Origin of the sequence: Pseudarthrobacter enclensis (genome assembly GCF_001457025.1) — a bacterium.
Taxonomy (GTDB): domain Bacteria; phylum Actinomycetota; class Actinomycetes; order Actinomycetales; family Micrococcaceae; genus Arthrobacter; species Arthrobacter enclensis.
Map to the genome: position 1 here is coordinate 205,495 of NZ_KQ758603.1, position 17,825 is coordinate 223,319.

Annotated in this window: 16 protein-coding genes and 1 tRNA gene; 9 read left to right on the forward strand and 8 right to left on the reverse strand. The window is 66.5% G+C overall.

Annotated features, from left to right (window positions below; genetic code table 11):
* The first annotated feature begins 24 nt into the window (after positions 1-24).
* The 4 genes from AS031_RS13390 (at position 25) to AS031_RS13405 (ending at position 4,213) form a co-directional block, all read left to right on the forward strand.
* Positions 25-1,482: an NAD(P)/FAD-dependent oxidoreductase gene (locus tag AS031_RS13390; protein ID WP_058268654.1), complete on the forward strand. Its 1,458-nt coding sequence runs from the start codon at positions 25-27 to the stop codon at positions 1,480-1,482.
* 119 nt (positions 1,483-1,601) lie between these two features.
* Positions 1,602-2,546, forward strand: coding sequence for an N-acetyltransferase (locus AS031_RS13395; protein WP_058268655.1), 945 nt, complete (start codon positions 1,602-1,604; stop codon positions 2,544-2,546).
* A gap of 20 nt (positions 2,547-2,566) precedes the next feature.
* A tRNA-Leu gene (locus tag AS031_RS13400) sits at positions 2,567-2,640 on the forward strand.
* A gap of 217 nt (positions 2,641-2,857) precedes the next feature.
* Complete coding sequence (locus AS031_RS13405; protein ID WP_058268656.1) at positions 2,858-4,213, forward strand: ABC transporter substrate-binding protein; 1,356 nt, start codon at positions 2,858-2,860, stop codon at positions 4,211-4,213.
* 65 nt (positions 4,214-4,278) lie between these two features.
* Here AS031_RS13405 and AS031_RS13410 read toward each other — a convergent pair whose 3' ends face one another.
* The 4 genes from AS031_RS13410 to AS031_RS13425 are packed head-to-tail and all read right to left on the reverse strand — an operon-like array spanning position 4,279 to position 8,413.
* On the reverse strand, positions 4,279-5,052 hold the full coding sequence (locus AS031_RS13410) for an ABC transporter ATP-binding protein (RefSeq protein WP_058268657.1): 774 nt from the start codon (positions 5,050-5,052) through the stop codon (positions 4,279-4,281).
* Complete coding sequence (locus tag AS031_RS13415) at positions 5,049-6,101, reverse strand: ABC transporter ATP-binding protein (protein ID WP_058268764.1); 1,053 nt, start codon at positions 6,099-6,101, stop codon at positions 5,049-5,051. The genes AS031_RS13410 and AS031_RS13415 overlap by 4 nt, the downstream gene beginning before the upstream one ends.
* A 50-nt stretch (positions 6,102-6,151) precedes the next feature.
* Positions 6,152-7,120, reverse strand: coding sequence for a branched-chain amino acid ABC transporter permease (locus AS031_RS13420; RefSeq protein WP_058268658.1), 969 nt, complete (start codon positions 7,118-7,120; stop codon positions 6,152-6,154).
* 9 nt (positions 7,121-7,129) lie between these two features.
* Positions 7,130-8,413 (reverse strand): branched-chain amino acid ABC transporter permease, encoded by a 1,284-nt coding sequence (locus AS031_RS13425; RefSeq protein ID WP_176716544.1) that lies wholly within the window; start codon positions 8,411-8,413, stop codon positions 7,130-7,132.
* 493 nt (positions 8,414-8,906) lie between these two features.
* Between AS031_RS13425 and AS031_RS13430 the strand changes: the two genes are divergently transcribed.
* Positions 8,907-9,803: a Bax inhibitor-1/YccA family protein gene (locus tag AS031_RS13430; RefSeq protein ID WP_058268659.1), complete on the forward strand. Its 897-nt coding sequence runs from the start codon at positions 8,907-8,909 to the stop codon at positions 9,801-9,803.
* A 100-nt stretch (positions 9,804-9,903) separates the two neighbouring features.
* On the opposite strand, the gene galK is transcribed toward AS031_RS13430, so the two are convergent.
* Both galK and galT read right to left on the reverse strand, forming a co-directional pair.
* Positions 9,904-11,091 carry a galactokinase gene (gene galK, locus AS031_RS13435; RefSeq protein WP_058268660.1) on the reverse strand — a complete coding sequence of 396 codons (1,188 nt, stop codon included), beginning with the start codon at positions 11,089-11,091 and terminating at the stop codon, positions 9,904-9,906.
* On the reverse strand, positions 11,088-12,236 hold the full coding sequence (galT, locus tag AS031_RS13440; protein ID WP_058268661.1) for a galactose-1-phosphate uridylyltransferase: 1,149 nt from the start codon (positions 12,234-12,236) through the stop codon (positions 11,088-11,090). Before galT ends, galK begins: the two co-directional genes overlap by 4 nt.
* A gap of 101 nt (positions 12,237-12,337) precedes the next feature.
* Between galT and AS031_RS13445 the strand changes: the two genes are divergently transcribed.
* From AS031_RS13445 to AS031_RS13460, 4 genes are read left to right on the forward strand one after another with little or no spacing between them, the layout of a single operon-like run.
* The gene (locus tag AS031_RS13445; RefSeq protein ID WP_058268662.1) at positions 12,338-13,294 is read left to right on the forward strand and encodes an aldose 1-epimerase family protein; all 957 of its coding nucleotides are present in this window, start codon (positions 12,338-12,340) and stop codon (positions 13,292-13,294) included.
* Between the two features lie 39 nt (positions 13,295-13,333).
* Positions 13,334-14,668: an AI-2E family transporter gene (locus AS031_RS13450; protein WP_176716545.1), complete on the forward strand. Its 1,335-nt coding sequence runs from the start codon at positions 13,334-13,336 to the stop codon at positions 14,666-14,668.
* 3 nt (positions 14,669-14,671) lie between these two features.
* Positions 14,672-15,910, forward strand: a complete 1,239-nt coding sequence (gene ilvA / locus AS031_RS13455) for a threonine ammonia-lyase (RefSeq protein ID WP_058268663.1) — start codon at positions 14,672-14,674, stop codon at positions 15,908-15,910.
* An 8-nt stretch (positions 15,911-15,918) separates the two neighbouring features.
* Positions 15,919-16,554, forward strand: coding sequence for a rhomboid family intramembrane serine protease (locus AS031_RS13460; protein ID WP_058268664.1), 636 nt, complete (start codon positions 15,919-15,921; stop codon positions 16,552-16,554).
* Between the two features lie 86 nt (positions 16,555-16,640).
* On the opposite strand, the gene greA is transcribed toward AS031_RS13460, so the two are convergent.
* Both greA and AS031_RS13470 read right to left on the reverse strand, forming a co-directional pair.
* Positions 16,641-17,135, reverse strand: coding sequence for a transcription elongation factor GreA (greA, locus tag AS031_RS13465; RefSeq protein ID WP_058268665.1), 495 nt, complete (start codon positions 17,133-17,135; stop codon positions 16,641-16,643).
* A 142-nt stretch (positions 17,136-17,277) separates the two neighbouring features.
* Entirely contained in the window at positions 17,278-17,754 is a 477-nt protein-coding gene (locus AS031_RS13470) for a DUF4307 domain-containing protein (RefSeq protein WP_058268666.1), read from the reverse strand.
* Positions 17,755-17,825 lie beyond the last annotated feature (71 nt).

The window sequence follows — 17,825 nt, forward strand, 5'->3', positions numbered from 1 at the left end:
ACAAACTGGGCTATCCTTAACAGCATGGCAACCACCCCACAGCTCCAGGACCGTCCCAGGGTGCTCGTCGTCGGCGGCGGGTACGTCGGCCTCTACGTAGCACTCAAACTGCAGAAGAAGATCGCGAACGCCGGTGGCATCGTCACCGTCGTCGATCCACTGCCCTACATGACCTACCAGCCGTTCCTTCCCGAGGTGGCAGGCGGCAACATCGAGGCCCGCCATGCCGTGGTGTCCCACCGCAAGCACCTCAAGCAGACCGAACTGATCCAGGGCCGCGTCACCTCGATCGACCACGCCAACCGCACCGCCGTGGTGGCTCCCTCCGACGGTGGCGGCACCTTCGAGGTTCCCTACTTCGACGTCGTCCTGGCTGCCGGCGCCATCACCCGCACCTTCCCCATCAAGGGCCTGGCGGACAAGGGCATCGGACTGAAGACCATCGAGGAAGCCGTTGCGCTGCGCAACAAGGTCCTCGAGCGCATCGAACTCGGTTCCACCATGACCGATCCTGCAGCCCGCGCCAAGGCCCTCACGTTCGTGGTGGTCGGCGGCGGCTTCGCCGGCATCGAATGCATCACCGAGATGGAGGACATGGCCCGCGCCGCCGTCCGCAACAACCCCCGCGTCAAGCAGGAGGAAGTCCGCTTCGTCCTGGTCGAAGCCATGGGCCGCATCATGCCCGAGGTCACCGCACCGCAGGCCGAATGGGTTGTGGAGCACCTGCGCAGCCGCGGCATCGAGGTCCTGCTCAACACCTCGCTGGACAGTGCAGAAGGCGCCCTGAAGCTCATCAACCTGCCGGACAAGACGCCGGCCCAGGAATTCGAAGCCGACACCCTCGTCTGGACCGCAGGCGTCCAGGCCAACCCCATGGTCCGCTCCACCGACTTCCCGCTGGAGCCCCGCGGACGCGTCCGCGTCCTTCCGGACCTGCGCATCGGCGGCGACGAAGGCATCGTCGAGAACGCATGGGCTGCCGGTGACATCGCCGCTGTTCCGGACCTCACCGGCAAGGGCCTGCCGGACGGCACCTGCGTCCCCAACGCCCAGCACGCGCTCCGCCAGGCCAAGCGCCTCGCCAAGAACCTGTGGGCTTCCCGCTGGGACAAGCAGCTCAAGGACTACAAGCACAAGAACCTTGGCGCTGTGGCCGGCTTCGGCGAATGGAAGGGTGTCGCGAACATCAACCTGCTGGGCCGCATCGGCCTCAAGGGCCCGCTGGCCTGGCTGGCGCACCGCGGCTACCACGGCATGGCCATGCCCACGTTCGAGCGCAAGTTCCGCGTGATCTTCAACTGGATCATTGCCTTCTTCGCCGGCCGCGACACCACCCAGCTGCTGGACCTGGACAACCCGCGCGGCGCTTTCGTCGCGGCGGCCACGCCCGCACCCAAGCCTGCTGCGGCTGCCCCGGCGCCTGCAGCCTCCGGCTCCACCGTGGTGGAGGAAAAGGAAAAGGTTTCGGCCCGGGCCAAGTAACCGGACTTTGCCGGCAACGCACGACGGCGGCTGTCCCCTTGCGGGGGCGGCCGCCGTCGTGCGTTTTACAGCCGGGCTGCGGAGGGCGGCCCGGCGTGGGTGCCTCCTAGACTTGCCTCATGACCGGTGAAAAGAACCTCCAGGCCCTGCTGGCCGGAATGCGGCCCATGCAGCGCGACGGCGAGTACGTCTACGTCCTCTGGCCGCACGGCCGGCCACTCGAAGGCCGGATCGAGGCCGCCGTGCGGGAAGCGGAAGGCCTGACCGTTGTCCTTCCGCGGGCCGAGGCCGACCGGCTGGGCCTTTCCTACGACTTCGTGGCCGCCTGGATCACCCTCGAAGTCCATTCGGCGCTCGAAGCCGTGGGGCTGACGGCTGCGATCGGGAAGGCCCTTACAGATGCCGGGATCAGCTGCAACGTGCTGGCGGGCTTCCACCACGACCACCTGCTGGTACCCGTGGATGACGGCCCGCGGGCACTGCAGGTGCTTGCGGACCTGTCCGCGGAGAGCCGGGACAAGCCCCGGCCCGGGCTGGTGCTGCGCTCCGAGACCCCGGAAGACCGTGACGCCATCCTCGCCCTGACCGCCGCTGCGTTCGCTGTTTCCCCTGCCACCGGGCTACCGGCCGAAGGCGAGCCCGTCGAAGTCAAGATCCTCCGGGCGCTGTTCGACGACGACGCCTACCTGCCGGAGCTCAGCGTCGTGGCCGTCCTCGGCGGGGAGGTGGTGGGCCACGTCATCAGTACCCGCGGATGGGTGGACGGCAAGGAACTGCTGGGCCTCGGCCCTATCGGCGTGGAACCCCGGTACCAGCGCCAAGGCATCGGGTCGGCACTGATGCACGAGACGATCGCCCGGGCCAACGCTGCGGGGGAGAGCGGGATCGCCCTGCTGGGCAGCACGGAGTACTACCCCAAATTCGGGTTCGTGCCGGCGGCGTCGCTGGGCGTGCTGGCACCGGATGAGGCCTGGGGGGACCATTTCCAGGTGCTGCCGCTGGCCCTGTGGCCCGGAGGCGTGCACGGGACCTTCCGGTATGCGGCACCATTCAGGCGCTTCTGACGGGATACCATTGTCCCGGCGCCCCAGTAGCCCAATTGGCAGAGGCATCGGACTTAAAATCCGCGTGTTGTGGGTTCGAGTCCCACCTGGGGTACAGAGCGCCGGGACGCCTTGATGCGGTGCCCGGGAAAGGAAGCCGTCCGCGCTGCGGACGGCTTCCTCCGTTTAATTCCGCATATGCAACGACTGTTATAAGGATGTGACCTCAGTCACTTATCTTCGCCTGGGATTTCGATTAGCTTGAACCTAAATCAGGAACACCTGATTTTTCGTGTCAAAGGCCGTTCGCACCTTTAGATCGAGGAGCTCGTATGACTTTATTCCCCCAGGCGGGAACCCGCGCTGCCAAGCTGACAGCGCTTGGCATCGGTGTCGCCTTCATGGTGACCGCGTGCGGCGGTTCGTCCACACCCACGACGTCCGAGTCCGCTTCCAGCGCTTCGGCTGGAGGCATCGCCTGCCCCGCGCCTGAGGCCGGAGGGGGTGCCGCAGCCACCCAGAGCGCGGCGCCGGCGTCCATTCCGCCGTCCACCGGCAGCACCGACACCCCGCTGAAGATCGGCTCGCTGCTGCCCACCACCGGCTCCCTGGCCTTCCTCGGTCCGCCCGAAATCGCCGGTGTGAATTTGGGCATCAAGGAAGTCAATGATGCCGGCGGCGTTCTCGGCAAGCCGGTTGAGGTGATCCACCGCGACTCCGGTGACACCAAGACGGACATTGCCACCCAGTCCACGTCCGCACTGCTGGGCCAGGGGGTCAGCGCCATCATCGGTGCAGCCTCCTCCGGTGTCTCAAAGACGGTCATCAACCAGATCACCGGCGCCGGTGTCATCCAGTTCTCGCCCGCCAACACCTCCCCGGATTTCACCACCTGGGATGACAAGGGCCTGTACTGGCGTACCGCCCCGTCCGACGTCCTGCAGGGCAAGGTGCTGGGCAACTACATGGCAACCTGTGGCGCGCAGACCGTTGGCCTGATCGTCCTCAATGACGCCTACGGCACCGGCCTGGCCAAGAACATCAAGGAATCCTTCCAGTCCGCCGGCGGCCAGGTTGTCGCGGAGGAACTCTTCAACGAAGGTGACACCCAGTTCAGCAGCCAGGTGGACAAGGTCCTCGCCGCCAAGCCGGATGCGATCGCCCTGATCACTTTCGACCAGGCGAAGAGCATCGTCCCGCTGATGACCGGCAAGGGCGTCAAGCCCACGCAGCTGTTCATGGTGGACGGCAACACCTCCGACTACAGCAAGGACTTCCAGGCGGGCACCCTGAAGGGTGCGCAGGGAACCATCCCCGGCACCTTCGCCCAGGACACGTTCAAGAAGAAGCTTCTTGAAATCGATCCCGCGCTGAAGGACTACAGCTACGCCGGTGAATCCTACGACGCCGTGAACCTGATCTCGCTGGCTGCGGAAGCCGCCAAGAGCACCAAGGGAACGGACATCGCCGCGAAGCTGAAGGAAGTTTCTGAAGGCGGGGAGAAGTGCACCTCCTACGCCGCCTGCGTCACCCTCCTCCGCGAGGGCAAGGACATCGACTACGACGGCCAGTCCGGTCCGGTGACCTTCTCCGACGCCGGTGACCCCACCGAGGCGTACATCGGCATCTACCAGTACGGTGATGACAACAAGTACACCGCCGTCAAGGAAGAGTTCGGCAAGCTCTGATCCTCAGGCACGAAGGAGCCCCCGTCCACTGGACGGGGGCTCCTTTGCGTTGGCGGTGCCGGCGGTTATTCGACGGTGTCTGCCAGGGTGCCCAGGTAGAGCTGGATCACCTTGGGATCATTCATCAGTTCGCGCCCGGTGCCGGTGTAGGCGTCCCGGCCCTGGTCCAGCACGTAGCCGCGGTCGCAGATCTGCAGGCAGCGGCGGGCGTTCTGTTCCACCATGATCACGGAGACTCCCGCCCTGTTGATCTCATGGACGCGAAGGAAGGTCTCATCCTGCTTGACGGGGGAGAGGCCGGCGGAGGGCTCATCCAACAGCAGGACGGCCGGATCCATCATCAGCGCCCGCCCCATGGCCACCATCTGGCGTTCACCGCCGGACAGCGAGCCCGCCCGCTGCCCGCGGCGCTTGCCGAGTTCCGGGAACAGGCCGGTGACGAAGTCGAACCTCTCGTTGAAGTCCTTGGGCCGCTGGAACATGCCCATCTGCAGGTTTTCCTCGATGGTCAGGGTGGCAAACACGTTGTTGGTCTGCGGGACGAAGCCGACCCCGCGGGTTACCAGTTTGTTCGCCTTCAGTCCCGTGATGTCCTGGCCGCGCACTACCACGCTGCCCGAATGGACCTTTACCAGTCCGAACATGGCCTTCAGCAGCGTCGACTTGCCGGCGCCGTTGGGCCCGATGATGCCGATCAGCTCCCCGGGGCGTGCCTCGATGCTGCAGCCGTTGAGGATATTGACGCCGGGGAGGTACCCGGCCACAAGGTCGGTGACTTTGACGACGGCCTCGCCGCCGCTGACGGGCTGGGCGGCAGGTGCCGCGCTCGTGCTGCTCATTGGCTGTCCTTCTCTGTCCGGTCATTGTTCCCGGGTTCGGCTTCCCGGCTGGCCCTGCGGCCCCGGGTCCCGCCACCCGGCGGCTGTTCACCCTGGCGGGCTGCGCCGTCGGTTTCCTCCGCGACGGTGTCCAGGGAGATGATGCCTGCGTTCTCGGTTCCGACGATGGATTCGTCGTCCGCCACGAGTTCGGCGGCGAGCTCCCTGATGCCTTCCGAGTCACCGAGGTCGACGTCGTGGTGGGCGCCAAGGTAGGCGTCGATGACGGCGGGATTCTTCATCACTTCCCCGGGCGGGCCTTCGGCTACCACCTTGCCCTCGGCCATCACCACCACCCAGTCCGCGATGTGCCTGACCATGTGCATGTCGTGCTCAACGAACAGGACGGTCATGCCTTCGGCCTTCAGGTTCTTGATGTGGTCCAGCAGCGACTGCGTCAGCGCAGGGTTGACCCCTGCCATGGGTTCGTCGAGCATCACCAGCTTGGGCTGCACCATCAGGGAGCGGGCCATTTCCAGCAGCTTGCGCTGGCCGCCTGACAGTGACGCCGCGTAGTCGTCCTTCTTGGCGTCGAGCTTGAATTTCTCCAGCAGCACGTTGGCCTGGTCCGTGATTTCCTTTTCCCGGCCGCCCCAGATGCCCTTGAAGAGTGCCTTGGCCAGGCTTTCGCCGGGCTGTTTGGACGCACCGAGCCGCATGTTTTCCATGACGGTCAGCTTGCCCATCACCTTGGTGAGCTGGAACGTGCGGACCATGCCCATCCTGGCCACCTTGTACGGGGACACGCCGGCAAGGCTCTGGCCCTCGAACTGCCACTTTCCGGTGTTGGGTGTGTCAAAGCCGGTGAGCAGGTTGAAGAGTGTGGTTTTGCCTGCGCCGTTGGGGCCGATCAAAGCCGTGATTTTGTGCCGCGGGATTTCGAGGTACTCCACGTCCACGGCGTTGATGCCGCCGAAGCTGCGGGTGACGTTCTCCGCCACCACGATGGGGTCCCGCTTTTTGCAGCCGGGCGCGGTTTCGCCCGCCGGGATGGGACGGGTGTCGTTCATGTAGTCCGGCTCCGTGCTGCCGGTGGTTTCGGTGTTTTCGTTGTTCGTGCTCACGCGAACGCCAGCTCCTTCTTGTTTCCGAAGACGCCCTGTGGCCTGAAGATCATCAGCAGCATGAGGGCAACTCCCACCAGGATGTAGCGCAGCTGGCCGGCCTGGACGGTGTTCAGCCACGTGATGGCGCCTGATTCAATCAGGCCGTATAGGACACCTTGCGTGAGTGAGAGGACCACCCAGAAGATCATGGCGCCGATGACAGGTCCCAGGACAGTGCCCAGCCCGCCCAGCAGGAGGCAGGTGTAGAGGAAGAACGTCAGTTCCGTGCCGTAGTTGGCCGGCTGCACGGCGCCGCGGGGGAGCGTGAAGATCATGCCCGCCAGGGCGCCCAGGACGCCGCCGATGATCAGCGCCTGCATCTTGTAGGCGTAGACGTTCTTTCCCAGGGACCGTACGGCGTTCTCGTCCTCGCGGATGCCCTTCAGCACACGCCCCCAGGGGCTGCGCATCAGCAGCCACACCAGGGTGCAGCAGATGGCCACCAGGACCCAGCCCACCACACGGATGAAGAAGTCGCGGTTGTTCATCCCGAAGTACGAGCCCTCAGGGAAGGGGTTCATGGCGTAAAAGCCGCCCTCGAACGCCGCCAGGCCGTTGGCCGAGCCGGTGACCTTGGTGAGCTGGTTGGTGGTGACGATGTAACGCACGATCTCGGCGGCGGCGATGGTCACGATGGCCAGGTAGTCGGCCCGCAGCCGGAGGGTGGGGATACCCAGCAGCAGGGCAAACACGGCGGCGGCCGCGACTGCGATCAGCAGCCCCACGAAGAACGGGACACCGAACGTCAGGGTGGAGATGGCAAAGCCGTACGCCCCGACCGCCATGAATCCGGCCTGGCCGAAGTTCAGCAGGCCCGAGTAGCCGAAGTGGACGGCTAGTCCCAGTGCGGCCAGGGCGTAGGCGGCCGTGGTGGGGCTGAAGATTTCGCCCGCGGCGCTGGCAAGAATGAATCCAAAGTCCATGGCTGTTTCCTAACCCACACGCTCGCGCCGGCCCAGGATGCCCTGCGGCCGGAACAAAAGGACAACGATCATGATGAAGAGGGCTCCCACGTATTTGAGGTCTGCGGCAAGCCCGAACACGGTGGTCAGCTCAACGAAGATGCCCACGATGATGGAGCCGATGAGGGCGCCGAAGACGGTTCCCAGCCCTCCCAGGGTCACGCCGGCGAAGATCAGCAGCAGGATGGCCGAGCCCATGTCGAACGTGACGCCGGGCCGATAGTAGGCCCAGAGGATGCCGCCGAGGGCGGCGAGCATGCCGCCGGTGATCCAGACCAGCCGGATGACGGCGTCCACATCGATGCCGGACGCCGCCGCCAGCGCAGGGTTGTCTGCGACTGCGCGGGTTGCCTTGCCCAGCCTGGTCTTGAGCAGCACGATGCCGATCAGCGCGATCACCACGGCACTGATGCCCAGCGACCACAGGTTGTTCGGGGAGATCGAAACCGGGCCGATCTGGACCTCGGGGCTCTGGGCGTACGGCAGCTGCTGGGTGGCTCCGCCGAAGTAGAACTGGATGACGTACCGGACGGCGAGGGCCAGGCCGATGCTGACGATCATCATGGGAACCAGGCCCGTGCCCCGGCGCCGCAGCGGACGCCACAGGCCGCGGTCCTGGGCGTAGCCGAACAGGCCGCCGCCCGCTACTGACAGGATCAGCGCCAGCCAGAACGGAAGCCCCAGCGCGTTGAAGCCGAACACCAGCACGGCACCCAGGGTCACCATCTCGCCGTGTGCGAAGTTGGTCAGGCCGGTAGTGCCGAAGATCAGTGAGAGTCCCACCGAGGCCAGGGCGAGGAGGAGGCCGAAACTCAGGCCTGCCACCAGCCTGTTCAGGAGGTTCTGGCCAAAGTCCTGCTGCTGCACCACGATGCCTTTGCCGAAGGCGAAGATCACCGAAAGGTTGGAGGTCTGGCTGAACGTCACGTCGCGGGGATTCTCCTGGCCGTCTGCCAGTTTGATGCCCTCGGGCAGCGTGGACTCGTCCAGTTCCACGGTGTACGTGCCCTGCTCGGGGACCCCGATATTCCAGGACCCGTTGGCCGAGGACTTGGCCGTTCCGGTGAAGTCGCCCTTCTTGGCCGTGATGGTGACATCCGCCAGGGGTGCGCGGGTGTCGTCACGAAGGAAGCCGCTGATGTTGTTCTGGAAGGTCTGGTTCAACGGGGATGGTGTCGGTGACGGGGAAGCGGCCTGGGTTGCCGGTGCCGCCACGAGCAGGAGTGCGACGACGGAAGCGCTGACGGCTCCCAACAGTCTCAGCAAACCGCGGCGTTTCCCGGCCCGTTGGCCTTGGGGTGTACTTCTCAAATTGATAACCTCCACTTGGGGGCGGTCCAGGCCGCGCCATTGCAGCCGCTGCGAACGGTCGCAGGGCTGGGAACATGCCATGACGCCCGGCAGCCACAAGTGTGAGTTCCGTCACCCTGCTTGGCTTATGCTACAGCCCAACAGAACCGGTGAAAGCCGTGGTCCAGGCCATATTGGTAGCGATCGGATAACAACTGCTGCGCTCCCGGCGCCCGGCAGCGCGGATCGCGGGAAGCAACCTTTGTTGAGTGGCGGTGTCTCCTCCGGCCGCGGTGCCGGTCCGCGGAAACCAGGCGCCGGCAGTCCAGCCGGGAGCGCCCAGGTCACGGTTGTATTGCGTTGCCCCTGCCCGGGAACTTTAGGAGGGCCGGCCACGTGGAAATTGGTAGCGTAAACCATAAGGTCCGTAACACATCAAGCATGGAGGAACCCCGCAATGGCACTTGGCGGAAACCCGATCTTCAACGGAAAGAGCTTCCGTGGCGCCACCCAGGCCCCGCCCGCCCCGCAGGCGTTCGGCGCCCCCTACGGCCAGCAGGCGTATGGGAACCAGCCGTACGGCCAGGCCCCCTACGGCCAGCAGGGCTGGAACGCCGGCCAGCAGGGCATGACGGACGCCCAGCTGCAGGACATGTACAACCAGCCCTCCGCAGGCCCGGCAGACACCGGCCGGATGACCTTCGACGACGTCATCGTCAAGACCGCCGCCTGCCTCGGCTTCGTGGTCCTCGGCGCTGCCGTCACCCTCACCGTCGGGCTGGGCCTGGCGTCGATGCTGATGATCGTGGGCGCGCTGGGCGGTTTCGTCCTTGCCCTGGTCAACACCTTCAAGAAGCAGCCGTCCCCGGCGCTGATCCTCGCGTACGCCGGCCTTGAGGGACTCTTCCTTGGCGGCCTCACCCGCATCCTCGACACCCAGTACCCCGGCGTCGGGCTGCAGGCCGTCGTCGGTACCCTCTCCGTGTTTGCCGTGACCCTGTTGCTGTTCAAGAGCGGCAAGGTGCGGGCGACTCCCAAGGCCATGCGCTTCTTCATGATCGCGCTGGGCGGCTACGCGCTGTTCTCCATCGTCAACCTCGTCCTGATGCTGACGGGCGTGACGCAGGAGCCGTTCGGGCTCCGGAGCGGCGTGGTGGGCGTCGTCATCGGCCTGCTGGCCATCGGCTTGGCAGCGTTCTCGCTGATCATGGACTTCACCAGCATCGAGGAAGGCGTCCGCAACGGCGCCCCGCAGCGCTTCTCCTGGACCGCGGCGTTCGGCCTGACCGTGACCCTGGTCTGGCTCTACGTGGAAATCATCCGGCTGCTGGCCATCCTCCGCGGCGACGACTGACCGCAACGGCGGCTGCCGCCGTCGTCACTCCTGCATCAACGGAACAGGCCCACCAACCGGTGGGCCTGTTCCGTTTAAGGTGCAGTGGCGGTGCCGCCGATTACCCGACGCGGCGGGCGCCCGCCGCCGGGGACACCGTGAAAATGTCCGGCGCGGTGAAGCCGGCCCCGGCAAAGGCCTGGACGACGGCGGCACGCACCGCCTGCTCGGCCGCCACCGGGGTCAGGGCGATCGCAGCCCCGCCAAAGCCGCCGCCCGTCATCCGGGCTCCGATGGCGCCGTTGGCCCGGGCCGTGTCCACGGCCAGGTCGAGCTCCGGGCATGAGATTTCGAAGTCATCCCGCATGGACGCGTGGCTGGCGTCCAGCAGCGCACCGATGGCGCCCGGGCCTTCGGCCGACAGGCGTTCCACCGTCTGCAGGACACGGTCGTTTTCGGTGACGACGTGGCGGACGCGGCGGAAGGTCACAGCGTCCAGCAGCCCACTGGCCTCCTCCAGGTCTCCCACCTGCAGGTCGCGCAGGGCCTTGACCCCCATCACCTCGGCGCCGAGTTCGCAGGAAGCCCGGCGCGAGGCATAACCGCCGTCGGCATGGGAGTGCTGCACCTTCGTGTCGATCACCAGGAGCACCAGGGCGGCAGGTTCGGTTTCGAACGGGACCAGGCTGGCGTTCTGGTCGCGGCAATCAAGGAAGACGGCATGGCCCTTGGCCCCGCGCAGGGACGCGGACTGGTCCATGATTCCGGTGGGTGCGCCGACGAAATCGTTCTCGGCGCGCTGGGTTGCCAGGACCATGTCCTCGGCGGCGAGGCCCGCGCCCGTAAGGTCGTTCAGGGCGGTGACTACGGCGCACTCAATCGCGTGCGACGATGACAGGCCTGCACCAAGCGGAACATCCGAGTCCAGGAGCAGGTCGATGCCGGGGACGTCGATGCCGCGCTCGCGCAGCGCCCAAATGACACCCAGGGGATACTTGGTCCAGCCCTTTGCCGAACCGGGCTCCAGGGAGTCCAGCGATGCGGTCACCGTGCCCTGGTCGCCGTAGGTCGAGAGCAGCCGGACCGTGGAGTCCGCACGTGGACCCACGGCCACCCGGGCTGCCCGGTCAATGGCGAAGGGAAGCACGAACCCCTCGTTGTAGTCCGTGTGTTCGCCGATCAGGTTGACCCGGCCGGGCGCCTGCCAGACGCCCGCCAGCGAGGTGCCGAATTCCCGGGCGAAACGGTCTGCGAGGGCCTTGGCGGCCGGCTCGGCCTGGAAGGCTGCGGGATCAGGTGCGGCGCTCAAGCGGGGACTCCTTCGGCAGTGGATGCTCGGGTGGCGGAACTGGCAGGCGGAACCACAACGTCACGCAGGCGCGCAGCCACGCTCTCCGGAGTGGTGTCGTTGATGAATGCGCCCATCGCAGCTTCCGAACCGGCCAGATACTTCAGCTTATCGGCGGCGCGCCGGGGAGAGGTCAGCTGGAGGTGCAGGTACCCCGAGGCGCGCAACGCGGGGTCCAGCGGCGCCTGGTGCCACGCGGAGATGTAGGGCGTGGGGGTGGGGTAGAGGGCATCCACGCGCTTCAGCAGGTCCAGGTAGACATGGGCGAGCTCGTCCTTTTCCCCGCCGCTGAGCGCGGCAAGGTCCGGCACATGCCGGTGGGGAACCAGATGGATCTCCAGCGGCCAGCGGGCGGCAAAGGGGACATAGGCGCTGAAGTTCTCACCTTCCATGACCATCCGGCTGCCGTCCTGCCGTTCGGCGCGCAACAGCGAACCCGTCAGGGTCTCGCGGCCCCCGCTGGATTCGTGGAAAGAGCTGGCCGCCGCGCCCAGCACGGCCGCCCGGGGAGTGACGTACGGGTAGGCGTAGATCTGCCCGTGCGGGTGGTGGAGGGTTACGCCAATGTCCGCTCCCCGGTTTTCAAAAGGGAACACCTGCTTGATGCCGGGGAGCGCGCTAAGGGCTGCGGTGCGCTGCGCCCAGGCCTCAATGACCGTCCGGGACCGCGTTTCGCTGAGGTTGCTGAAGGATCCGGTGTGCTCCGGCGTAAAGGACACCACCTCGCACCGGCCATACGCCGGGCCCTTGGTGCCCCACGTGCCGTGGTCCGGGATGGAGCCAAGCGCAGGGCCAAGGGAAGGGAACCGGTTTTCGAAGACCACCACGTCGTAATCCGCCGCCGGGATCTCGGACGGGTTGTTCGGGGTGGTGGGGCAGATGGGGCACTGGTCTGCAGGCGGCAGGTGCGTGCGTGTCTGGCGGTGCGCGGCGATCGCCACCCACTCACCGGTCAGGGCATCGAACCGCACCTCACCGGGTTCACCGCGGGGCGGCAGCCCGCGCAGGTCGGCAGGTCCTGCGGCGCGGTCCGCCGTGGACCCGGCGTCGTCGAAGTAGATCAGCTCCCGGCCGTCGGAGAGCGTGGTGCTGGTGATCGATGTCATGGAAGAATTTTCGCACGTTTCTACCAAAAGTGAATAGTTATGAACAAAAAACAACACCTCGCTGCTGTGGAGAGCAGGGCGGGCACGGTACGGTAATGCCCATGACACCCTCTTCTTCCCAGGAACCCGTTGCCGGCCAGCTCCGCTCCTTCGCCACCGGACGGCAGTACGAGCTGCAGCGAGGCGACGCGGCCGCCGTGGTCACCGAGCTTGCGGCAGGGCTGCGTTCGTTCAGCCGGGGAGGAGTGCTCCTGACGGAAACCTACGGCGATGACCAGATCCCGCCCGGCGGCGCAGGCATCACCCTCGCCCCTTGGGCCAACAGGGTGGAGGACGGCGCCTGGCAGCTGGACGGCAGGAAACAGCAGCTGGACATCACCGAAGTGTCCCGGAACAACGCCAGCCACGGCCTGCTCCGCAACACCGGGTACGCGCTGGTGGACGAATCCCCGCACTCGGTCACGCTGGAAGCGACCATCTTTCCCCAGCACGGCTACCCGTTCCTGGCCCGGCACACAGTGCGCTACGAGCTGACCGCCGGCCTGGGCCTGGCGGTGCGACAGACACTCACCAACCACTCCGCCGCGCCTGCCCCCTTCGTTATCGGCGCCCACCCGTACCTGCGCCTGGGGGACACCCCTGTGGAGGACCTGGTGCTGACAGTCAAGGCGGACACCCGGTTGCTGGCAGACGAGCGGCTCATTCCACGGAGCGCCGCCCCGGTTGAGGGGGACACCGACTTCCGGGACGGCCGGCACATCGGTGACCTCAGCGTGGACGTCGCCTTGACGGGACTGGCGTTCGACGGCGGACGGGCACGCCACGTGCTCTCCGCACCGGGGGCCGGCAGCGTCAGCCTCTGGCAGGACGAGGCCTGCGGCTACGTCCACGTCTTCGTCAGCACCGTCTACCCCGGCCGCAGCCGGGCGCTCGCCGTCGAACCAATGACCGGGCCGGCGAATGCGTTCAACTCCGGCGACGGGCTGCGCTGGCTCGCCGCCGGCGAATCCTTCAGCATGCAATGGGGCATCGACTACGATCCCGCCACGGAGGCCTGAAGTTTCCCATTGGCGGGCTGCTGCGGAAGTATGGGGTCTATGACGCCCAACGAGGACGACGTTACCCGGCCCGCAGCCGCCGCCGGGCCCTCCGCTGCGCAGGCCAAGGCTGCGCCGCTGCGGGTCCTGGCCGACCGGGAATTGGACCGGGACATACCGTACGGAGTGCGGATCGCTGCGGCCTGGTCCTGGCGGCTCGGCCTGATCCTCCTGATGGCAGGAACGCTGATCTGGCTGCTCAGCCACATCACGTTCCTCATCATCCCGGTTATGGTCGCAGCGCTCCTTGCCGGCCTGCTCAGCCCGGTCACGGCGTGGCTGAAGCGCCGCGGCCTGCCGGCGGGGCTGGCCGTCGCCGTGACAGTCCTCGGCTTCATTGCCGTCATCTCCGGTGCGCTGGCCCTGGTGGGACGGCAGCTGGTCATCGGCTTCGGCGAGTTGTGGCAGCAGGCGCTGGAGGGCGTGCGGCAGGTCCAGACGTGGCTCTCCGACGGGCCGCTCCACCTTACCGCCGCCCAAATCGACGAGTATGTCAAGGAAGCCAGCGATGCACTGCAGAACAACAGCAGCAGCATCCTCAGCGGCGCACTGTCCTTCGGCAGCACGGCCGGGCACTTTGCCGCCGGCCTGCTGCTGGCACTGTTCATCCTGATCTTCTTCCTCCTCGAAGGCGACAGGATCTGGGCCTTCCTGGTCCGCCTGCTGCCGCGCAAGGCCCGGGCCGCCACCTTTGGGGCCGGGCGCAAGGGCTGGGCCTCGATGGTCAGTTACGCACGCATCCAGATGTTCGTGGCGGCAGTGGACGCCGTGGGCATCGGCGCGGGTGCCGCCATCATCGGGGTACCCTTGGCACTCCCGCTGGGCGTGCTGGTGTTCCTCGGCTCCTTCATCCCCGTGGTCGGCGCGCTGGTCACCGGGGCCATTGCCGTCCTGCTGGCCCTCGTGGCCAACGGACCGGTCAACGCCCTGATCATGCTGGCCATCGTCCTGCTGGTCCAGCAGCTCGAAGGCCACATCCTCCAGCCCTTGGTCATGGGCAAGGCGGTGTCCCTCCACCCGGTGGCCGTCATCCTCAGCGTCGCGGCCGGTTCCTACCTTGCCGGCATCCCCGGCGCGCTGTTCTCAGTGCCCATCCTGGCCGTAGCAAACTCGGCCGTTCGCTACATCGCCGCCAGAACGTGGGAACATGAACAGGTGCCGGTAGTAGCCGGGAAGCCCCTGACAGCCCCCGCTGGCGGGGACAACACCATCGAGGACGTTGAACCGCCGGAAACGGTGGGCGGCAACGGATCCCCGGCCGGCACCACAGCTGAACACCGCGGTGCCCGCTCCACCTCCCAACGGGGCGCCGGGGACGAACCCAGAGGAGAGTAGTCCGTGAACATCCTGCAAACCCTTCCCGTCACGCTGGACGATGTCCTGGAGGCGCAGAAGCTGCTTGACGGGATTATTGCGCGCACTCCGGTGGAATCCTCCCGGGCGCTGGGCACCCAGGTGGGCGGCGAGGTCTATTTCAAGTGCGAGAACCTCCAGCGCGCCGGCTCCTTCAAGGTCCGCGGCGCCTACGTCCGGATGGCCCGCCTCTCGCCCGAGGAAAAGAAGCGCGGCGTCGTCGCCGCCTCCGCCGGCAACCACGCACAGGGCGTTGCGGTGGCCGCGAAGAGCCTGGGAATCAAAGCCCGCATCTACATGCCCCTGGGCGTTGCCCTGCCCAAGCTGGCCGCCACCCGCAGCCACGGCGCCGAAGTGGTCCTGCACGGGCACAACGTGGATGAGGCGCTGGCCGAGGCACAGCGCTACAGCAACGAAACGGGCATGGTCTTCGTGCACCCCTTCGACAACGTTGACGTCGTGGCAGGCCAGGGCACGGTGGGCCTGGAAATCCTGGAGCAGGTGCCCAACGTGGACACCGTCTTGATGGGCGTTGGCGGGGGCGGGCTCCTGGCCGGTGTCGCCGTCGCCATCAAGGCCCGTGCCCGGGAACTCGGCCGGGAGATCCGGATCATCGGCGTGCAGGCGGAGAACGCCGCCGCCTATCCGCCCTCCCTCGCTGCCGACGCCCTGGTACCGCTGAAGAAGGTATCCACCATGGCCGACGGCATCGCCGTAGGACGGCCGGGGCAGCTGCCATTCAGCATCATCCGCGAGCTCGTCGACGACGTCGTCACCGTCAGCGAAGACTCGCTGGCACGCGCACTGATCTTCCTGCTGGAGCGGGCCAAGATGGTGGTGGAGCCCGCCGGCGCCGTGGGGGTCGCGGCCCTGATGGATGGCAAAATCGAAAACCCGGGGAACACCGCCGTCGTCCTCTCCGGCGGCAACATCGATCCCATGCTGATGCTGAAAGTCATCCAGCGGGGCCTTTCCGCGGCCGGACGGTACATGACCGTGCGGATGATGCTGGACGACCGGCCGGGCTCGCTGGCCACGATCGCCCGGATCATCGCCGAGAACGACGCCAACGTCACCGGCCTGGACCACACCCGGGTGGGCGGATCGATCAGCATGGGCGACGTCTCCATCACGGTCAACCTGGAAACCAAGGGCCACCAGCACGGCGAACAGGTCCTCAGCGCACTGCGCGCCGAAGGCTTCCAGCCCATCGTGGTGCACTAGGGGCAGGCATGGCCGGCTTGATGCGCAATGGGGGGTTCCGGGAGCCGCAAACCACTGCCTCGCGCGCCAAGGGCGGGTTGCTGGTCCTGGGTGGCTTCGTGGTCCTGCTCTTCATCATCGAGCTTTTCAACACCCTGACGCTGGGATCGCTGACCCGGACTTTCGGGCTGCGGCCCCGGAGCGCGGACGGGCTCCTGGACATCTTCACGTTCCCGCTGCTGCACGCCAACCTGAACCATCTGCTCTCCAACAGCCTGCCGCTGATCATCTTCGGCTTCCTGGTGTTCCTCTCCGGGCTCAGGGTGTTCCTCACGGCCCTCGCCTTCAGCTGGCTGGGATCCGGCATCACCGTCTGGCTGATCGGCGACGGCGGAATCACCATCGGCTCCAGCGGCCTGGTGTTTGGCCTGTTTGCCTTCCTCCTAGTCCGCGGGTTCTTCAACCGCAGCTGGAAGCAGATCCTCCTGGCCGTGGTCCTCTTCATGGGCTACGGCAGCATCCTGCTGGGCATGCTTCCCATCGTGTCCGGGTTTGTCTCCTGGCAGGCCCACCTGGGCGGTGCCGCCGGGGGAGTGCTGGCCGCGCTCATCCTGCGCCCGCGCTCGGGCCCGGAAAGGCAGCGCGACCGCGCCATCCCCCGGTAGCCTGCGCGCTGACTGCCGGGGTACAGCCGAAACAGCACAGCGCCTGCCACCCGAAGGATGGCAGGCGCTGTGCCTGGTGCCGGAAACTACGCGGCGTACGGCTTGGCGGAAAGGATCTCCACGGTGATGTCCTTGCCGTTGGGGGCAGTGTAGCTGAGGGTCTCGCCCTCCTTGTGGCCGAGGATGGCCGAGCCAAGCGGCGACTTTTCACTGAACACGTCCAGGTCCGAGTCGCCCGCGATCTCACGCGAGCCCAGAAGGAAGGTCTCTTCGTCCCCGGCGATCCGGGCCACGACGATCATGCCGGGCTCCACGATTCCGTCGTCTGCCGGAGCCTCGCCCACGTGCGCATCGCGGAGCAGCACGGTCAGCTGGCGGATGCGGGCCTCAATCTTGCCCTGCTCCTCCTTGGCAGCGTGGTAGCCGCCGTTCTCCTTGAGGTCACCCTCCTGGCGGGCAGCATCGATCTTCTGGACAATTTCCGCCCGGCCAGGGCCGGAAAGGTGGTCCAGCTCTGCCTTCAGGCGGTCAAAAGCTTCCTGGGTAAGCCAGGCTGCAGCTGCGCTGTTGGTGGTAGACACGGACTTCTCCTCTAGTGGTCCTACATGCAAAAGACCCCGCCACGGTGGCCACTTGTGGAACAGCAACCAGCTCAGCGGGGTGAAGGTATTGATCCATTGTAGTCAATCCCATGGACTTAACCCAATAAGCAAGCGGTGCGGGTCACATCTTCGGGCTACTGCCATCGGTGGCCCAGCAGCTGTCCACGACGCCGGACACGGACAGCGATTCCGTCCGGACCGTCACGCGCTGCGAAACTGTCCTGCCGCCGTCGACCGTGTCCTCCGCACCCTCCGGTGCAGTGAACGGAACATCGACCACCTTCCAGCCAACCACCGCATACTTTGAATCCAGCGCCTTGACCGCGCATTTCACCGGAGTGCCGGGCTCACGGGTGACCTGGAAGTCCACCTCCGCCACCGTGGCATCCGGGGTGCTGTAGCCGATGTCCTTGAACGTCACCGAGGACAGGGAATTCGAGGTGGAAACCCAGGCCAGGAAACCGATTCCGACGGCGAGGGCGCCGCCCACAATGGCGCGCTTGGCTCCGCGGGGCAGCCGGCGCTTTTGGCCGCCATACCGATTGGCTAGGCTAGTGTCTGCAGGCGCGGATGGGGCCGGCCGGTCCGGGGAAGTCACCAGACCAGTTTAGTGCCCTTCCGGAGATGGCCAACCGCCCGGGCTCCCGCAGCGTTGTCCATCCGCCAGCA